Source organism: Thermococcus sp. 21S7 (genome assembly GCF_012027615.1).
Taxonomy (GTDB): domain Archaea; phylum Methanobacteriota_B; class Thermococci; order Thermococcales; family Thermococcaceae; genus Thermococcus.
In genome coordinates this window covers 13,777-30,021 of record NZ_SNUT01000003.1, presented here as the reverse complement: position 1 = coordinate 30,021, position 16,245 = coordinate 13,777, and the positions used below count along the sequence as shown (strand labels likewise).

General features: G+C 57.5%; 14 protein-coding genes. 8 read left to right on the top strand and 6 right to left on the bottom strand.

Going from position 1 to position 16,245, the window contains the following annotated elements; translation table 11 throughout:
* Positions 1 to 68: 68 nt before the first annotated feature.
* Together E3E51_RS05810 and E3E51_RS05805 are read right to left on the bottom strand one after the other, a co-directional pair.
* A complete protein-coding gene (locus tag E3E51_RS05810) occupies positions 69 to 272 on the bottom strand; it encodes a hypothetical protein (protein ID WP_206204505.1) in 204 nt (67 codons plus the stop codon).
* 36 nt (positions 273 to 308) lie between these two features.
* Positions 309 to 1,454: a DUF763 domain-containing protein gene (locus E3E51_RS05805; RefSeq protein WP_167912209.1), complete on the bottom strand. Its 1,146-nt coding sequence runs from the start codon at positions 1,452 to 1,454 to the stop codon at positions 309 to 311.
* A 95-nt stretch (positions 1,455 to 1,549) separates the two neighbouring features.
* Between E3E51_RS05805 and serK the strand changes: the two genes are divergently transcribed.
* From serK to E3E51_RS05765, 8 genes are all read left to right on the top strand, one after another.
* On the top strand, positions 1,550 to 2,278 hold the full coding sequence (serK, locus tag E3E51_RS05800; protein ID WP_167912208.1) for an L-serine kinase SerK: 729 nt from the start codon (positions 1,550 to 1,552) through the stop codon (positions 2,276 to 2,278).
* A 153-nt stretch (positions 2,279 to 2,431) separates the two neighbouring features.
* Positions 2,432 to 2,884 (top strand): DUF835 domain-containing protein, encoded by a 453-nt coding sequence (locus E3E51_RS05795; protein WP_346765948.1) that lies wholly within the window; start codon positions 2,432 to 2,434, stop codon positions 2,882 to 2,884.
* A 44-nt stretch (positions 2,885 to 2,928) separates the two neighbouring features.
* The gene (locus E3E51_RS05790; RefSeq protein WP_167912406.1) at positions 2,929 to 3,582 is read left to right on the top strand and encodes an HAD family hydrolase; all 654 of its coding nucleotides are present in this window, start codon (positions 2,929 to 2,931) and stop codon (positions 3,580 to 3,582) included.
* 81 nt (positions 3,583 to 3,663) lie between these two features.
* Complete coding sequence (locus E3E51_RS05785) at positions 3,664 to 4,680, top strand: hypothetical protein (RefSeq protein WP_167912207.1); 1,017 nt, start codon at positions 3,664 to 3,666, stop codon at positions 4,678 to 4,680.
* A 5-nt stretch (positions 4,681 to 4,685) separates the two neighbouring features.
* The gene (locus E3E51_RS05780; RefSeq protein ID WP_167912206.1) at positions 4,686 to 5,579 is read left to right on the top strand and encodes a hypothetical protein; all 894 of its coding nucleotides are present in this window, start codon (positions 4,686 to 4,688) and stop codon (positions 5,577 to 5,579) included.
* A 10-nt stretch (positions 5,580 to 5,589) separates the two neighbouring features.
* Complete coding sequence (locus E3E51_RS05775) at positions 5,590 to 6,084, top strand: hypothetical protein (RefSeq protein ID WP_088180334.1); 495 nt, start codon at positions 5,590 to 5,592, stop codon at positions 6,082 to 6,084.
* A 1-nt stretch (position 6,085) separates the two neighbouring features.
* Positions 6,086 to 7,090, top strand: coding sequence for an SPFH domain-containing protein (locus E3E51_RS05770; protein ID WP_167912205.1), 1,005 nt, complete (start codon positions 6,086 to 6,088; stop codon positions 7,088 to 7,090).
* 101 nt (positions 7,091 to 7,191) lie between these two features.
* Positions 7,192 to 9,564 (top strand): ABC transporter substrate-binding protein, encoded by a 2,373-nt coding sequence (locus E3E51_RS05765; protein WP_167912204.1) that lies wholly within the window; start codon positions 7,192 to 7,194, stop codon positions 9,562 to 9,564.
* A gap of 47 nt (positions 9,565 to 9,611) precedes the next feature.
* On the opposite strand, the gene E3E51_RS05760 is transcribed toward E3E51_RS05765, so the two are convergent.
* From E3E51_RS05760 to E3E51_RS05745, 4 genes are all read right to left on the bottom strand, one after another.
* Positions 9,612 to 10,631, bottom strand: coding sequence for a M42 family metallopeptidase (locus E3E51_RS05760; RefSeq protein WP_167912203.1), 1,020 nt, complete (start codon positions 10,629 to 10,631; stop codon positions 9,612 to 9,614).
* A gap of 47 nt (positions 10,632 to 10,678) precedes the next feature.
* The gene (locus E3E51_RS05755) at positions 10,679 to 11,059 is read right to left on the bottom strand and encodes a hypothetical protein (protein WP_167912202.1); all 381 of its coding nucleotides are present in this window, start codon (positions 11,057 to 11,059) and stop codon (positions 10,679 to 10,681) included.
* A gap of 61 nt (positions 11,060 to 11,120) precedes the next feature.
* The gene (locus E3E51_RS05750; RefSeq protein WP_167912201.1) at positions 11,121 to 11,999 is read right to left on the bottom strand and encodes an AEC family transporter; all 879 of its coding nucleotides are present in this window, start codon (positions 11,997 to 11,999) and stop codon (positions 11,121 to 11,123) included.
* An 85-nt stretch (positions 12,000 to 12,084) separates the two neighbouring features.
* Complete coding sequence (locus tag E3E51_RS05745) at positions 12,085 to 16,149, bottom strand: MMPL family transporter (protein WP_167912200.1); 4,065 nt, start codon at positions 16,147 to 16,149, stop codon at positions 12,085 to 12,087.
* Positions 16,150 to 16,245: the final 96 nt, after the last annotated feature.

Here is a 16,245-nt window from a genome sequence, read left to right as displayed (position 1 = left end):
GAGAAGTGCAAACTCCAACACGGGATCGGCTAATCCTGTAGGGAATGTTCCTGCCGTCCATCTTTTCTCTATAAAAGAGGCTTCAGGAGGGCGTTGAGGAGTCTTGCAATGGTTGCATCTGTTATCTCGCGCTTTTCCGTTTTTTCAAGTTCCGTTTTCAATTCGCTCCAAGTATTTCTTCCGCGGGCTATCGAATGAAGAATGGTCAGACATCGCTTTCTTGCAAGGGGCCTTTTCTCAAGGAAACGGTCAAGCTCCAAAGCTATCTTCATCAAAGTACAAACTACCACCGCGATAGTTAAAAAGGTTTAAGTTGGTCTCTTCTCTTCCTCCGAGAACTTCCAGTTCCTCGTTATCCGCGTCACGTTCCTCACGAGGGCCTTCTCCTCCGGGTGTCTTGAGACGAGCTCCTCAAGGAAGGAGATGAGTTCATCGTAGGCGGGCTTGTCTATCGGGAAGGGAACGCGATCCTTGCCTCCGACGGCGTATGTGAACTTGAAGGGGTCGGGCGGGTGAGTTACCGGGTCCTTCCAGCTCGGATGGACGTCGTAGACCAGCTCAAGGACGAGCGAGAGGGCCCTAAGCGTGCTCGGCCCGAGGCCCTTCAGGAGAAGGAACTCCTCGTAGTTATCCACGCTCAGCTCCCGGGCGAACTCCAGAGCCCTCTTGTTCAGCTCGAACCTTCCGAGGCTCTCGTAGCGCCTCAGGATGGAAACCTCATCGACGTCGCGGGGCTTGTAGTAAACCAGTGGCCGGTAGCCCTTGGCTATGGCTTTCAGGCTCTCCAGCTCGCGCTCTATCTTCCCCGGCTTTTCCTGCACCACGTCGAGGAGCGTCTTCTGGTACTCCCTCGACTCCTTCGAGACCGTGTTGAGGGCGAACTCCCTCCTGAGCCCCGAGATGGCATTGTGCGGGTCGAGGGTGAAGGTCTCGGCATCGAACCAGTGGAAGCGCCTCGCCATCCTCTCGGCCTCGTTCATGCCCTGCTGTACCACCGCCCAGTTGCCCTCCTCATCGAGGAAGAAGACGTGGTGGTAGAGCCCGTAGCCGGTCTGGAGGGCGACGGTGTCCACCTTCGCGACCAGCCGTGATGTCCTCACGTAGGGCTCGGGATCGAGTTCGTAGAGTTCGGCTATGGTCTTCAGCTCCTCTGGCGTTGCCCTGCTCTTCTTCCCCTTGCCCCCGGCAGCTTTAACCCCCAGCTCCTCCCTCCAGAGGGCGTCCTTTATCATGCCCGCCGTCACGGTGGTTGAACCGGATGAGTCCCAGTCCATCCCGATGACGTTGTTGAAGGCCTGGAACCAGACCGGGTCGGAGAGCCTCTCAAGGAGACCCTTTGTTCCATACTCCTCGACCGCCAGAACGAGCACTAACCGGGTGAGCTTTCTCATCCTCCGGGCCAGCCACGCCGGAACGTGACCTCCGTGAAGGGGCAAATCCGCTACGTTTCTCATCGTTGGCTGTTGGTCTCAAAACGATTTAACCTTTGCCACAAGCTTTTTATCTCCCGGCGCGTTTTCCCCATCGTAAACCCACGGGAGGTATGCTCATGGGAGTTGAAAAGGTCCCGAAGTACGACATTCCGACCAAGAAGGTTGACTACGTTTTTATCGAGCTCGACAAGATGAAGCCCCACGAGCAGCTCGTTCAGAAAGAGCTTGAGGCCTTCATCGAGAGCGTTACCGGTAGTGGAATCTTCTGGAAGCCCATGCTCCTCGCCAAGGTTCCCGGTGAGGACATGTACCTCATCGTTGACGGCCACCACCGCTGGGCCGGCCTCCAGAAGCTCGGCGCCAAGAAGGCTCCGTCCGTCATACTCGACTACTTCAGCGACGACGTCAAGGTCTACACCTGGTATCCTGCTTTCAAGGGTAACCTCGATGAGGTCATCGATAGGCTTAAGGCAGAAGGTCTTGAGGTCGTTGAGGATCCGGAGGCCGAGGAAAAGGCCGAGCGGGGCGAGATTGCCTTCGCCATCGTCGGTGAGAAGGTCTTCGCCGTTCCGGGCGGTCTCGATGAGCAGAAGAAGGTCAGCAAGGTCCTCGACGAGATGAGCGTTGAGGGTAAAATCGAGCTCATCTACTACGGCCTCAAGGAAGATGCTAGGGAGGACATGGGCAAGGGCGAGATCGACTACGTCTTCATCAGGAAGGCCCCGAGCAAGGAGGAGGTCATGGAGCTCGTCAAGCGCGGCGAGGTCTACTCCCCGAAGACCACCAGGCACGTCCTGCCCTTCAACCCGGACAAGATTGACGTCAAGCTTGAGGAGCTGTTCTGAAGGTTTTTAACCACTTTTTTCTACTTTCTCTGCCGATGACGAGGGATCAACCGGCTGAATGGTGATGACCAGTCCAGGAGGCCGAGGCCCTGCACCTACACAGGCATCTACAAAAAGGCTTTAAATACCTACTATGACTTTTATTTTCAAGTGGTGGGGGAGGTGTTTGAGATTTTGATTCCCGTGCTGGCGAGACCATGGAAAGGGAGGGATACGAAAAAGGTTGAAGTACCCTCGTTTAAACTGGTGAGTTCATTCTCCGATGTTCCGGAGGAAAACGCTGTCGTTATCGGCAGGGCAGGTATGAGAATCCATCAGGGCTGGAAGCTCATCACCGTGAGTTCGGTTAAGGGCTACTTCGGTCCGAGGGAGCTTCACAGAATCCTCGACGGCATAATAACGAGCCTCAAGGGACACCCCAACAGGGCGGTGGTCATAGCGTGCCCGGAATATCTGGCGCTTCACAATGGCTTTGAAGCGTTTCTGAGGTTTCTCAACACGATCCGCGACTACGTTATATTCGCCAACGCAAGGGTTTACGTCGTCACGGATCCGTTGGCATGGGAACCGCGGCAGTGGGCCCTCCTCAAGAAACTTGAACTCTGAGCGACAAATTTTAAAGCTCCACCGTTGCCTCCTCTATGATGAGGATGCTCCGGGGTTTAATCTTCGACGTTGACGAGACCCTGGTTTACTACGAGGGCTACGACCACAGGGAATGGTACGAGAGGTGGGTTATGCCGGCCCTTCGGGAGCACGGCATCGAGCTGGACTACGAGACCTACAGAAAGACCGTAACCGGCGAGCTTCCGAGGAGCTACGTCGAGCGCTTTGGGGTAGACCACGTGGAGTTCTGGAAAATCGTCGATGGCGTGAACCTCCAGTACCGCAGGTGGATGGCCGAACGGGGAAAGATACGGCCCTTCTCGGACGTTGGTGCCCTCGAAGAGCTGAAAGCGATGGGCCTGAAGCTCGCGGCCGTGAGCAACGCCTCCCAGGAGTGCACGGAGTTCGTTCTGAACCTCTTCGATTTGAGGAAGTACTTTGAGGTTGTTTACGGGAAAGACTATTCGAACTTGGACGGCGTCAAGCCAAGCCCCTACCTCGTTGAAAAGGCCCTGAACGCACTCGGCCTGGAGCCGGAGGAAGCGCTGATGATAGGCGACAGCCACCACGACGTGCTCGCAGGAAAGCGCGCCGGCATGAAGGTGGTTAACGTTACGCGCTTTGGCGAAATCGAGGGCGCCGACTATTACGTGGAGAACCTCCGGGAGCTTGTGGAACTGGTAAGAAAAATGCCGTAGACCCTCCAGTATTACCACGGTTCATAAAAATCCCCGGCACCCTTAAATACTCCAAAGTAGTTATGTGCACTGTGGTGATTCATGGAGGCCGTTGGATTTAAATGTGAGAGGTGCGGTGCGCCCCTCGAAGTATCTCCGGAAACCATAGTTGCAATCTGTCCATACTGCGGTTTTCCGAACCACGTGAGTGGAAACCTGAAAACGGAGAACATCTACATCGTCCCGACCGTCGATAAAAACGCCATAGCCAAGGCCTTCTGGGACCGCGTCAACAGGGATTTCGACCTCAAGCGCATGAAGGAGGGGATCGAGGTAGTTGACATCGAAGGCCACTACGCCCCGTACTGGGTGGGCAGCGTTCACGTTGAGGGTGACGTCGAGTACATGGTGCGCGAGGAGGAGTGCCACACTGACTCGGAGGGCGAAACCCACTGCCACACCGTCGAGAGGCACTACCACGACTACGTTGACGAGGTTTTGAGCCTCATCGGCTCCGCAAGGAGGCAGGTCAAGAGCTTCGGCGTTGATGACATCATCGTCCACTACTCGAGGGCAAAGCCCAAGGGGAAAAAGCTCCTTGAGCTGGACGAGGATCAGTGGGGAAAGATAAAGCTGGAGATACTCAACACTGAAATAGACGAGACCCAGGCGAAGATGATAATGCGCGAGGATGCGGTAGACGTCATAAGGGACCGCTATTCAGCCAAGGCAGACAGGATAGAGCGCTTTGATATAACCGCCGATGAGCCCCAGAACGTTTCTCTGATTCTCCTGCCGATGTGGACCGTCTATTACAAATATGAAAACTCTATATACCATGCCGTCTTCGCCGGCTGGGACGGAAGGGACGTTGCCGCCACCGAGCCCATGCCCATCTGGAGGCGCGCCCAGTACATGGCCGGCGTCGTCCTCGGAGTCATCATAGGCGCTGCTGGAGCTGCCTACGGCGGTGCAAACGGCTCGGCTCTGGTTTCGGTGCTCTCGCTGATACTTGGGGCTGGCGCCAGCGGCTACTTCGGGTCGCTGGTTCTGGAGGGGCAGAGAACCGAGAGGAGCACCGGCATCATGGGGCACTTCACGGGGGCGTTTAAGAGGTGATAGCCATGGAGGTTCAGTGCCCAACCTGCTCGGCCAAGTTTAAGGTTCCTGACACCGTGAGCGTCGCAACGTGTCCCTACTGCGGAACGACCTTCCAGCTCGAAACGAAGGAAGAACTCGGCGAACACTTCTTCTTCCCGCCGATAAGGAAGGACGCGGGAGGAGTTCTGCTCAAGTTCATCTCCAGGCAGTACGGCGCTCCGGCTGACATAACCGGGGCGAAGATAACGAAAAAGGAGCTCCACTGGGTGCCGGTTTACTTCTTCTATCTCCACGGTAGGAGCACGCGCTGGTCAACGATAGAAGAGGTTCGCTTCGTCGGAATCCCCGCAGGCTCACCCTTCCAGAAATTGCTAAAGGATTACCCGTTCCCGATAAGGGGCAAGCGCTTCTTCGATGAGGCAGTTGTCGGAAAGGGCAAGTACTACGAGCCCAAGATGTCCAGGGAGGAGGCCGAAGCGATGGCGAGGAGCATCATGGAGAGCGCCCTCGGAAGCGAAGCGAGCCAGGAGGACAAATCCCTCGGCGGCGTTGAGATTGAGGTGAAGTACCAGGGGCTCGTGCACTACCCCCTCTGGGAGGTTTACTACGAATACGGGGGTCAAAACTTCGTGGGATACGTTGATGGAACCGACGGAAGGGTTGTCCAGGCGGAGTACCCGCTCATGAGCGGCGCCAGAAAGAAAGCCAGCCTCTTGGGTGCCGGCGTTCTGGCGGCCGGTCTGATAATCGGCATAATCGCGGCCGGCGCATACGGAAGCGCCTGGGGGCTCATCGGCGGGCTCATCCCCGGAGGTGCCGGGGCCTTCGGCATATTCCGGAAAGGCGCCGTCAAGAAGAGAAAGGTCAGTGAAGTTATGAGGCTCAACAAGGGCAACCTGTATTTCAAGCCTATGTGAGGTGTTGCTTATGGGGAAGGAAACTTCGATAGTTGAGAAGCTTGAGCTCGTAATTCCCGGCTTCCACGGCTACAAGAAGAAGGAGCTCATAAGGGAAGACGACAGGCTCGTCCGGGGCAAGGTGGCGGATACGCTCGCCCTCGCCAGAAGGGAGATGGAGCGCGCCCTTCAGAGGTGCGCCATGGTGGGCTGCGCTCAGATGGTTGCCATAGACAACCTGAGGAAGAAGCTCATGGCCCTTGAGAGCAGGGTGAGGCACGCGGAAGCCGGCTACCGCGGCTACTTCGACAGGGTGAAGTTCAAGGAGGAGGAGCTCAACAGGCTCCTGGAATACGACGCCAAGATGATAGAGCTGGCGGAGGAGATACTCAACGAGGTCAAGGCCCTGAACGGCCAGATAGCGAACCCTCAGGCCCTGGGCATGGCGGTTCTGAACCTCGATGACAAGCTGATAAACTTCGAGGAAGTCCTCGGCAAGAGAATGAGCTTCGCGGCGGGTGAGTGAGATGGTTCAGGTCATAGAATGGGTGAACCCCGGAGAAGACGAGATAATCTGGCGCTACCCCAACGAGGTCATAAAGTGGGGTGCCCAGCTGATAGTCCATGAGTACGAAGTCGCTGTGTTTATGCGCGATGGCAAAATCTACGACGTTCTTGGCCCGGGAAGGCACACGCTGACGACTCAGAATTTACCTCTCCTCTACAAGCTCGTTGGCGGTTCAAACAGCCCCTTCAAGGCAACCGTAATTTTCGTCAGCATGAAGCAGTTCCAGGGGCGCTACGGTGGGGAGACGCAGACGAGAGAATTGGCGCCGGTCAAGTACTACGGCGTCTACTGGTTTAAGGTGGCAGACCCGGTTCTCTTCATCACCGAGGTCGTTGGCGGCCAGAGCCTCTACGAGGCGAGCGACGTCACCAAGTTCATCAGGGCATACTTCAACGAGGGCATGATGAAGCACCTCAGCGCTTACTCGATAGTTGACCTCTTCCAGAACCTCGACATGGTCAGCACACAGGTCAAGGTCAAGCTCATCGAGGATTTCCGCAGGCTCGGCCTTGAGCTGGTCGATGTCAAGATTGAGGGCGTCAACACCACAGACGAGTGGCGCCAGAGGCTCTTCTGGATAATGCAGACAGGCAACGCTCAGGCCGTCATGCAGATGGACACGGCAAAGCAGGTTGCCGCTGAGCTTGGAAAAAGTGAAGGGGCCGCTATGGGCACAGGCATGGTTATAATGCCCCAGCTCCTCCAGCAACCCGCCCAACCTGCTCAGCCGGCGCAGCCCTACGCCGGTGGAGGCGTTCCGCCGGCGGGATACCAGCAACCGGCCCAGCCGGGAGCACCGGCTCAAGCAGCAGGGCAGGAAATCTGCCCCTACTGCGGCAAGCCCATCCCGCCAGGGGCGCGCTTCTGCCCATACTGCGGACACCAGATACACCGCTGTCCCAACGGCCACATAGTTCCGGAAGGGGCGAAGTTCTGCCCCGTCTGCGGTGCGAAGATTGAGTGAGTCTCCTTCTTTTTTCCTTGCAGTGGTAAAGTTTATATAGTTCCAGAGGATATGTTATTCTGCCGGATTTACCTAACCGAGTACCATCCTGGTGATGGTGTATGAGGCCGATAATCGTCCTTTATCTCCTCCTGCTCGTTCTCCTGGCACCGTTAGCGGAGGCCGGGGAGTGGGTCCCCGTGGAGGTAATCAAATTCCAGGGGATTCAGACCCGCGAGACTGCCCTTCAACGGGTGGCCAGCGGTGAATACGACGTCGGACTCTTCTCCCTCCCTGCCGGGGATTACCGCGGTCTGAGTAAGGATCTCCTCGAAAACCTTGAGCTTTACAAGACCGTCGTCTCGTACGTGGACCTGACCTTCAACACCTACCACGACCCGGATAAGGAGGCCCCAATCGTCACCCGGGGGGACGAGACCTACCTCAACCCCTTTGCCATCAGGGAGGTTAGGTTCGCGATGAACTACCTCGTGAGCAGGGAGCACGTGGTCCGGGAGATTTACGGGGGCAATGCTGCACCGATGTTAAGCTGTGTAAGGCCCAGCCACCCGGCCAGCGGGTACATCGAGCCAGTCTATGCCGCCCTGAACCTCACGGCCGAGGGGAACGAGGAACTCGCCCTCCAGGTGATAGAGATGGCGATGGAAGAGGCCGCGGGGGAGGTCGCCAGGTACGGCCACAGGCTGGAAAGGGTAAACGGAACCTGGCACTTCGATGGCAGGCCGGTGACGGTCAAGCTCGCCGTCCGCACCGAGGACGAGAGGGCAAAACTGGGCGTATACATCGCCGAACAGCTCAGAAAAGCCGGTTTCGCCGTGGAGATGGTTTACCTCGACAGGCAAAAGGCCAGCAAGGTCATATTCAACGAGCCTCCGAGCGACTACGAGTGGAACGTCTACACCGGCCGCTGGTTCGCCGATAAAAGCTCTCGCCTCTGGATGGACGACTACGCCGCCTGGTTCTACTCGGCATGGTACGGCTACCTTCCGGGAAGGGTTGGGCCGGAGCACAGGAACACCGTCACGGTCTTGGATTTCCTCATAGAAGTCGGCAACGGCAACCCTGACAGGGGGCTGAAGGCAATCGGTGCCGAGTACTACGGCAGGGCCTCGGAGCTGGGGGAGATGCTCAACTGGACGGAGGAGGAGCTGACGAGGCTTCTCCATAACCTCAGGGCCGGGATGAACGGCAAGAGCTACGCGATAACCAGCGCCGACCAGTACTGGGACCTGCAGAGGATGGCAGTTGGCATCGGAATAATGGAGAGCGCCAGGATTTTCCTCGTCGAGGAGTGGGAACTCTCACCCGTGAACAGGGAGAGGGTTAAGGGCGTAACCCCCGATTCGACCACCGGAATCCTCAACCGCTGGAGCCTGCTGGGGGCGAGTACGCCCGACGGGGTGCTCAGGGTGGCGTACTTCGTCCCCACCTGCGGACTCTGCGGTGCGTTCAACCCGGTTGATGGTTTTGACAGCGCCGTCGTCCCGGTCAGCCTCTGGGGCTTCGTCCACGCTCCCGGCGGCCGCGTTGGAAGTGGCGGACTCTATGAACCCTACGAGTGCAACTGGACGGTCGAGAGGGGCAACTTCACGGTCCCGGAAGATGCAGTCGTTTACAACCAGAGCCTGGGCTGGACGGCCCTTCACGCCGGTGAGACTGCGGGGGTGAGGGTGACATTCAACTGCCGCCCGGCGACGTGGCACGACGGTGTGGAGCTTAGGGGGGTGGATTTCAAGTACTACCTAGCGTTCCTCTACACCTGGGCCTACAGGGACGGCCCGGGCGACCCCTACTACGACGAGAACCTGGACGACACGGCCGAATCGCTCTCAGATGTCCTGGGCTTCGAGTTCACCGACGACGGCTACGTGGTTTACGGTACCTACGCCCACCCCTTTGCCGATGACGTAACGGCTAGGCACTACCTCCACTACCCAACGTTCCCCTGGGAGCTGTACCACGCCATGGGCGAGCTTGTTGCTAGGCCGGGCGAGTACGGGATAGTCAGAGATTACTCGTTCAGCAGAGGCCCCCTGTGCCTCAACCTCCTGGAGAGGGAGCATGCGATGGACCTGAGGAAGGTACTTAAGCTTCTGGAGGAGAGGAAGGAAGTTCCCGGTGCGATAGCAGGGGACGTGGACGACCCGACGGAGGGCTACGAGCGGGCGGTGGAGTGGATTGAGGAAAGGGGTCACGCATTCATAAGCAACGGGCCGTTTTACATCGAGAAGTGTGAGCCGAGGAACCTGTACCTGGAGCTGAGAGCATTTGGAGGAGTATCTTCGATTCCCTCCCCAGCAACGACCCCCACGACGTCCCCGGTCTCGACTCCATCACCTCAAAGCGGGTATCCGGAACCAACTAATGGGTCAGATGACCACCAAACGGCCACCAACACCTCGCTCGTACATGCAATTGGCCTGGCGGGCCTTTTGATACTGGTACTGGTGATCCTGATGAGATGGAAAAGATGAAGCCGTTGGCTTCCCATTTTCTCGGGTTCAAAAATATGGAGAAAGTATTAGACCCCCCACTTCTCCTCAATGTAGACCCTGATGAGGTCCTTCGTCGCGATCATGCCCTTGACGTGCGTCCTCTCCATGCCGTGGCTCGCGTGGACGCCTTGGCCTATCAAAGCCACGCGGACATCCCAGCCTGCGCTGAGCGCCGCCGAGCCGTCGGAGCCGTAGTAGGGGAATACGTCGACGACGTGGGGAATCTCATGCCTCTCGGCCAGCTCGATGAGTTTCGTCGTCATCTCGTAGTCGTACGGGCCGCTTGAGTCCTTGGCCGCTATCGATACCGCGGTTTCCTTGCCCGCGACGCCATCGCCGACGACGCCCATGTCGACGACGAGGAGTTCCCTCATGCTCATTGGATAGCCCGCCGAACCGCCGTGTCCGACCTCCTCGTAGGGCGAGAAGAAGAACGCCACCGGGAGCTTTTCGAGGGCCTCAGCCCCCAGATCGAGCATCAGGTCTATCATCACCGCGGCGCTCGCCTTGTCGTCGAGGAAGTGAGCTTTAACGAAGCCGTTGACGTACTCGAACTTCGGGTCGAAGGCTATGAAGTCACCCGGCCTTATGCCGAGCTTCTCCGTATCCTCCTTCTTCTCGACGAGCTCATCCAGGCGGATGTACATGTTCTCCTCCTTGCGCTCCTTCTTTCCAGCTTCCCTGTTCACGTGGACGCTGGGGTTCTTGAGGAGGAGCGTTCCGCGGTACTTCTTCCCCGAGCGGGTGATTATCGTGCAGTACTCGCCCTCGAAGGCCGGAAGGTGCAGGCCGCCTACCCTCGTGAAACTCAGGTGTCCGTTTGGCAGGATTCCTTTAACCATCGCGCCGAGGGTGTCAACGTGGGCCGCCACAACCAGCTCCGGCTCCGGATGGTTGCCCGCTATCAGGGCACCCTTGTTGGTGAAGTAGGTTTTCACGCCGTTTTCGTTGAGGAGTCCGGCTATGTAGGCCATAACCTCCCTTGTGTAGCCCGTCGGGGACGGTATCTCTAAAATTTCCCTGAGAATCTCAATCATTCTTTCCATCGTGACCACCGTTAAAAGAAAGGTCGAAGGGTTAAAAAGGGCATCGGTCAGAGTCCGAAAATCCCGCGGAGGTGCTTCATATTGCCCGATGAGAGGTACACCTCATGTTCCGGAAGGAGCTTGATGGTGAATGCCTCGTCGGGGTCGTGGGGATAGACGTTGAGGAGAACGTACTTCCCGCTCTTCATCGCGCTCTCCAGACGGTACGTGCCCTTGTAACGGTGCTTTGTACCGCCCATTCCAAAGACGCCGCCTTCCTTCCACTCGATGTCGATATACATCTTAAGGGCGGAGCGGCCATTCGTGACGTACTCCGCAGCGAGTTCGGACCACTTTGAGAGGACCTCCCCGGCCGAAACTTTGATTCCATTCTCCTTTATTCCCTCGGGGTCGGAACTTACGATGTTTTTCAGAACATTCCCCAGCATGTGACCACATCCATGCGTTTTAGAACAGTTGCACGCCGTCTTTATTACCTTTTCGTGACCCTTACACGAAGGTCTTGAGAACCATGAAGAGTCCTATGACGAGCAGGGTCAGCACGAAGGTGACGCTTATCGCCTCCTCGGCCTTCAGGCGGTACTGGGCCAGAATCGCGTTGGCCGCTATGGCTGGGGGCATCGAGGCCTCGACGAGGACCGAGTAGAAGACGTCCGGGGCCGCCCAGCGGAGGGTGAGGAAAACGAAGGCGAAGGGAATCGCTATCCTGAAGGCCCCGACCTCAGCGAGCTTGCGCCAGTCGAAGCTCCTCAGTGTTATCCGCGAGCCGAAGTAGATAATGAGCAATGGAATGCTGAGCCAACCGACGGTTCTTATAGGCTCAAGGATTTGGGCAGGAAGATGAACGCCGCCTATGACGAGTGCAAGGGCGAAGAGGTTCGCCACCGTCGGCGGAAACTTCAGCGCCTTCAGGAAGCTGTCCTTAACGTTCGCGCCTCCGCTGGAGTAGTGGGCCGCTATGAAAGTGACGATCGGGATGACTATCATCGAGTTGGTCGTGGAGTAGAGTATGGCCGGCGTTATGTCGTCGAGGAAGAGGCTCGCTATCGGGAAGCCGAGGGCGGCCGTGTTGGGGTAGACCGAGAGAACCATCAGCGCACCGGCCCAGGGGTCGTTTTTAAGGACGACGCGGCCGTAGACGTACGAAAACCCGAGGCTTATCGCGATTATCAGGAAGACGTAGAGGAAGACCGTCTTTATGCTCAGGAGGTAGTTCAGGTCCTTGCTCGCCACGTTCCCGAAGATGAACAGGGCGAGGAGAAAGTCGTTCACCAGAATTCGAAGGTAGTCGAAGGGCTTCTCCGATTTGACCAGCCTCTTGAGGACGTAGCCGACCGCTATGAGGGCGAGCATCTCGGCGATGTTCATGCTTGAACCTGTGGTTCAGCGTTTAAAAGTCTGTCGAGTACGAAAAAATGAAAGGGGGTGGGGGAAGAAGAAATAAATGGGTTGGTCATTCCTTCTTAGGCTCCTTTTTTGTCCTGTGCAGTGGCCACCAGGCTTTTTCACCGAAGAGGGCCATCGTGGCCGGGCCGATGAAGTAGACCGCCGCTGTGGCAGTCAAGAGCACTCCGATGGCCAGTGCGAAGCCTATCTCCCTTATTCCCCACGTCGCCCCGGTCATCAGCGAGCCGTAGGTCACCGCCAGCACGGCGGCGAGACCGACGACCAGCGTGTCCATCGTTCCGGCGGCGACCACCAGCGCGTCTCTCGCACTCCTGCGCTCGAACTCGTCCCTGGCTTTGACCAGGTAGAAGCTGTTGTAGTCTATGCCGACTCCCATGAGCACTATGAAGACCATCATGGGCAGGAACCACATGACCTGCTGGCCGAAGACCCTCTCGAAGAGCCAGCTGGAGACGGTTATGCTGAGGAGCACGCCGACCGCTATGGTGCCTATTGTGGTTATGACCGCGGGCAGTCCCTTGAGCGTTGGTATCAGCGAGAGGAACATCAGCAGGAGCGCCACCGGGAAGATTCTGTGCCAGAAGACGTCGTTGATGAGGTCGCTGAGGTCGAGCGCCAGTGCAGTGCTTCCGCCAACCATTCCGGACTTTATTGCTCCCGACTTCTCCTCGTCCTTCACTATATCCCTTATCTCCCTCACCATGTCCTTGGAGCGGTCGTCGGTGGCCTCGTACTTCCCGGTAACCTGTATCAGCACTTTGGTGCCGTCTTCCGAGATGTAGCGGTTTCCGCCAAGGCTCTTCAGCTCGTCCACGCTGACGTTCACCTGCCTTCCATAGGGCTGGGTGAGGGTATAGACGTACTCGACGCCGTCAACCGAGGATACCCTGTCCGCGAGCTCGTTGATGATCTTGAGGTCGCCGTCGCTGAGGGGGTGGCCGAGGTCAATCACGACGTAGGTCGGGGATGTAACACCCGCACCGACCGTGCTCTCGCTGAGCTGGAGGAAGTTGTAGGTCTCGCTGTCCTTGGGGATGAACAGCTTTATGTCGTGGGTTCCGTTGAAGTTGACGAAGTTGTAGGCCGCCGGAACCGCCACGAGGAGCGCTATGATGACGACCACTTTGGCGTGCTTGACGGCCCACTCCGCGATTCTGCTCCTCTCGTGGATGTCCACCCTCTCGATGTGGTGCTCGATGTGCCTCGGCCACCAGAAGGCCGGTTTGTCGCCTATGAGAACCGTTATAGCCGGAATGAACGTCAGGCTGGCGAGGAGGACTACGATGACCGCCAGGGGTGCTATCATGCCGATGGTCTTGAATATCGGGAACTCCCAGGCCAGGATGAAGCTCGCGAAGGCTATGATGTCGGTTGATGCGCTGGCCAGAACCGCGTCCTTTGCCCTCTTTAGCGCCTCACTCGCCGCCCTGTTGTGGTCGTAGCCTTCCGCCAGGTACTCCTTGAAGCGGTGGAGGTAGTAGGTCGAGTAGTCTATTCCGAGGCCAAGCGCCGTCGTGACGGTGAGCATCTGGGCCCAGCTCCCGACGTCCAGATAGTCGCCCTTTGCGAGCAGGTAGAGGATTCCCAGCGCGGTGAGCGTTGCCGTCGCGACGCCGGTGAAGGGCAGGAGCGTCGCTAGCAGCGCCACCCCCATCAGGATAAGGAGTACGAGGAGCGCCCCAACGATGCTGAACTTCGTGGTCTTGTCGTTGTCCTCCTTGCCGTATTTGATGGCCTCGTAGGTCTGAATGGGCGTTCCGGTTACGTATACCTCGACTTTCTGCGAGACCGTTCTGAACTCCCTCACGGCTACCTCCTTTGCTTTGATTGAGTTCTCGTACTGAACCCTGCTCTGCTTTTCAATGTCGCTGACGCCCTCAAGTCCCTTTGGATTAAACAGGATGAGCATCGTGGTGTTGTCTTTGCCCTTGAGCATGCCGATGTAGCTCTTTGCGAGGCTGTAAATGGACGGGTAGACTTGCTCCTCAATGGGCCCGACGTCCTCTTTGGTGATGGCATCGGGGTCGTCCCTGAATTCGAAGGCGACCTTCACAAGCTCGGTCGCGTTTATGTGGAGCGGAACCCCGAGGTCAATCTCCCCCACGAACTTTTCGACGAGCTTCACCGTTTTCGCCTTCACAAGGGGCTCTATGTCGGAGTCTCTCATCGGATAGTCCCTGGCGACGGTGAGCATTAACTCCCTCAGCGTTTCCTTGACGTCCTCCGGCGCGCTGACGTCGGCGAGCTTCTCATCGACACCCTGCTCGAACAGGCTGTAGGCTATCTCCTCCGGATTCTTTCCTGCGTAAACATCGTCCACAGCCCTGCCGAGGTCTATCGGGACGTCTCCGGCCAGGCTCGTGATTATCTCCTTGACGGTCTCTTTAACGCCCTTGCCTTTCTCCAGTTCCTCGGGGTTCTTAAGAACCGCATCGACGATGGTTTCGGCAACCTCCTCGCTCCCGACCTCCTCGGAGGTCTTTTGAATCAGAATCTCCCTCGCAATCGGGGCGACGTTCCCGTTGGAGTCGTAGACCTTGTTAATAACGCTCTCAGGGAGCTCAACGCCCTGTTCCTTCATAAGCTCAGCCAGCAGGGCAACGGTCGCCTTCCTGAGTACTCCCGGGTTCTTAGCTAAAACACCTGTGGCGTTGGCGTCGAAGCTGACGACTGTCCTTGCTATAGGCTCGGCGAGAACTTTCTGCTCGTCAGGGAGCCTTTCCTTTAGAGCACCTGCGAGGAGATTAACCTCAAGCCTCCTCGTCGGGCCATTGATCAGGAGTGTTCTCAGTATCTCCTCTGCGTTCGGCAGCTGGAGGAGCGGATTTCCTTCCATGAGGGCCTTGGCGACCCTAACCGCTGCGTTCTCGACCACTGAATCGCCCGGATTCTCCCCAAGGCTTATCGAGACGTTGACGATGCGGGCCAGCGTGCTGGCGGGAATCTCTCCGAAGCCCGGAACCTCGTAGCTCCCCCCAGCCCCTTCGATGACGAGCGGGAGGTTTTTGAGGGCGTTGTTCGCTATCTCATCAACGGGCCTAACCGCGTTCTCGCCGAGCTGAATGAGGGTGTAGCTGCTCCCTGCCTGTCCATCAAACGTCAGGACACCCCGGTAGAATGCAAACGAGTAGGCCTCCGCGAGGGTTCTCTGCATCGGGTCGCTGATCTGGCCGAGAACCATCGCCTTGGTAACGTTGGCCAAGAAGCCGTCGGTTATTGCACCGGCCCCGTAGGCGGAGTAGGCCGGGTAGGTGGCGTTGTAAACCGCGTAGACGAACTCGGCGGGAACGCCGAGATGGGTGGCTATCGCCTTCGCCGTTGCCCCATCCAGGCCGCTCTCATAGGCTCCTGCCTGAACGAGGGCGTCATAGGTGCCTATCGTTCCCAGGTAGGTTTCTGCGTAGCTCTCGCGCAGGCTGTAGAGGCCCGCGTTAAGGCCTGCTATCGTTGAGTTCAGCGTTCTCAACTGCTCGCTTGCGCTGATGAGGTTTCTGTGGAGTTCAACGTAGGCTAAATCCGTCTGATTGAGTGCTTCCCTGAGGGCTAGACTCTGGTTGTAGAGAACGCTCAGGTTGGCCTCAAGCGCGAGGTATGCCCCTGCAAGCTGGGGGACGGTTTCGTTGAGTTCCCCTACCTGAACGCTGAGGTTCTCAATCTGAGAAAGGAGTGTTCCGTAAGTGCTGCTGGCGTTGATTGCCGAGCCGTAGAAGATTCCGGTCAGGTTGGCGGTCGTTTTGGTGAGGTTGAGCGCTATCTCGTAGGACTTGTTGTGGAGCATGTCAACGGCATCGTAGTAGGAGGTGAAGTTCGAGCCGTAGGGCTTCGCCTCGGCCTTGAAGCGCTCATATGCATCCCGCGTCGCGGGGTCGTTCACGTTCACTCCGCTCACTATCATGTACGTCCGGTTGTCGCTGGCCGCGAAATCTGGGAACTCTTTTGTGAGGATATCCTGCACCTTGACGGATTCCACGTCCTTGGGCAGGAACTGGTCCGTGCTGTAGTTGGTGAGGTCGTTCAGCTTTGCCGCAAGGGGCATCGCGGCTATGACCACGATAATCCAGAGGGCCACGATGGCCTTTGCGTGCTTCACTATCCACTCGTTCCAAGCCATCTCCACCACCATTATCGTTCATTACCATGATGAATTCAAACATGTCAAAGTTCGACATGTCGTTGAGAGAAGCATTTATAAGGATTGTGGTTCAAC